Here is a 1,738-nt window from a genome sequence, read left to right as displayed (position 1 = left end):
GTGGCAGGGTGCACTGCCACCGGGTCGTGGGCACGCCGGTGGTGAGGGTGGGCGGCGGCGTCGTGGACCGGCACCGCCGCGGGGTGGGGTCGGCACCGGCCTGCGGCACCGGATGGTGGCGCACGCCGGGCCGGTTGGTGGAGCGTCGGATTCCGACGCCGGCCTGGGTGTCCGGGCATCGGATCCCGACGCCCGGACGGGTGGGCTGAGCGTCGGATTCCGACGCCGGAGGTGATGGTCGGCGCCGGGAGTCCGGGCCGACGTGCGGTGGGCGTCGTCGATCGACGCCGGGCACGGGGGGTGCGCAGTGGTACGGGGACTCCGTACACACTGGAAGGCCTTCGCCGGCTGACGCTAAAGATCACCGGCTGGGTCGTCAAGGGTTCCCGCCCAAGTTTCTTCTTTTGCGGAAGGAATGAAGTCAGCGCGTTCTCCTGGCCGGTTGCGGTGTGCCCCAACCGGCCCAGCAATGCCCGTTCCATGCCCGGGAACTCAATTTGGGCTGTTCAAGACCATGATCCGAGACGGTCGTGGCCGATCTGTGACTTGCGTCTTTAGTTTCTTCGCCGTAGGAAGGAAGAGTGAGTGATGTGGTGACGCCACCAACGAGCCCGGTGAGCCGGGAGCGGGCCAAGGAGATCAAGCGGCAGTCCGTGATCTCGACCGCCCGCCAGGTCCGGGTGCTCTCCCGGGCCGAGCTGACCGAGCTGACCGGGCTCAGCCCCGCCACGCTCACCCCGCTGGTGCGCGACCTGATCGCCGAGGGGTACCTCATCGAGCGGGGGCCGGGCACCTCCCGGGCCGGCCGGCCCCGGGCCATGCTGGAGTTCAACCCGCGCGCCGAGCTGGTCGCGGCCGTCTCCCTGGAACCGTCCCGGATCAGCTGCGAGATCGCCGACAGCGACGGGGAGGTGATCGCGCACCGGACCGCCCGGCTCGCCGGGGACATCGTGGAGACGGTCTGCCGGTTCATCCCCGAACTGGTCGGCGACGGGCTCTCCGCGCTGCGCGGCGTGGCGATCGCCGCGCCGGGGGTCTCCTCCGGTGGTGCGGTCCGGCTCGCCCCCTCGGTCGGCCTGGTCGAGGGACGACCGATAGGGGAGACCGTCCAACGTCGACTGGGCGTCCCGGTCGTGGTGGACAACGACGTCAACCTGATGGCGGCCGGCGAGCACGCCGCCGGTGCCGGCAGCGACGTCGCCGACCTGCTGCTGCTGCACGTCGCCGACGGCATCGGCGCCGGCCTGGTCCTCGACGGACAGGTCCGCCGGGGTGCCGGTGGCGCGGCCGGCGAGGTCGGCTTCCTGCCGCTGGACCCGGCCGGCCAGGGCCACGACGGAGTGGGCCCGTTCGAGGACCGCTGGTCGGAGAACGCCATCGCCGAGCGGCTCGTCGCGCTGCGCCCCGGCCGGCGGCCGGACAACCCGGTCGGCACCCTGGTCGAGCTGGCCCGTACCGACGACGCCGTCGCCGCCTACGCCGACGAGGTGCTGCGGGCCTGGGCCCGGCTCATCGTCTCCTGCGTCTGCGTGGTCGACCCGGGACGGGTCCTGCTCAGCGGGGCCGCCGCCCAACTCGACGACCCGGCCATCGCCCGCCTCCAGGCCCTGGTGGCCGAGGCGGCGCCGGCCAGCACCGACGTACGCCGGGCGGTGCTCGGCGACCGCGCGGTCCTGCACGGCGCCATCAGCTACGCCCTCTCCGCCGCCACGAGCGGACTACCCACCCTCCTACCCAC

The 1,738-nt window shown here is 73.0% G+C and carries 1 protein-coding gene; it reads left to right on the top strand.

The features are described 5' to 3' along the window. Positions 1-581: 581 nt before the first annotated feature. On the top strand, positions 582-1,738 hold a 1,157-nt coding region (locus tag GSF22_RS33345; protein WP_208817882.1), incomplete at its 3' end, for an ROK family protein.

Origin of the sequence: Micromonospora echinofusca, from assembly GCF_017614955.1 — a bacterium.
Lineage (GTDB): Bacteria > Actinomycetota > Actinomycetes > Mycobacteriales > Micromonosporaceae > Micromonospora > Micromonospora echinofusca_A.
Note: the sequence above shows the minus strand (reverse complement) of the source record. Positions and strands in the feature narration are given on the sequence as shown.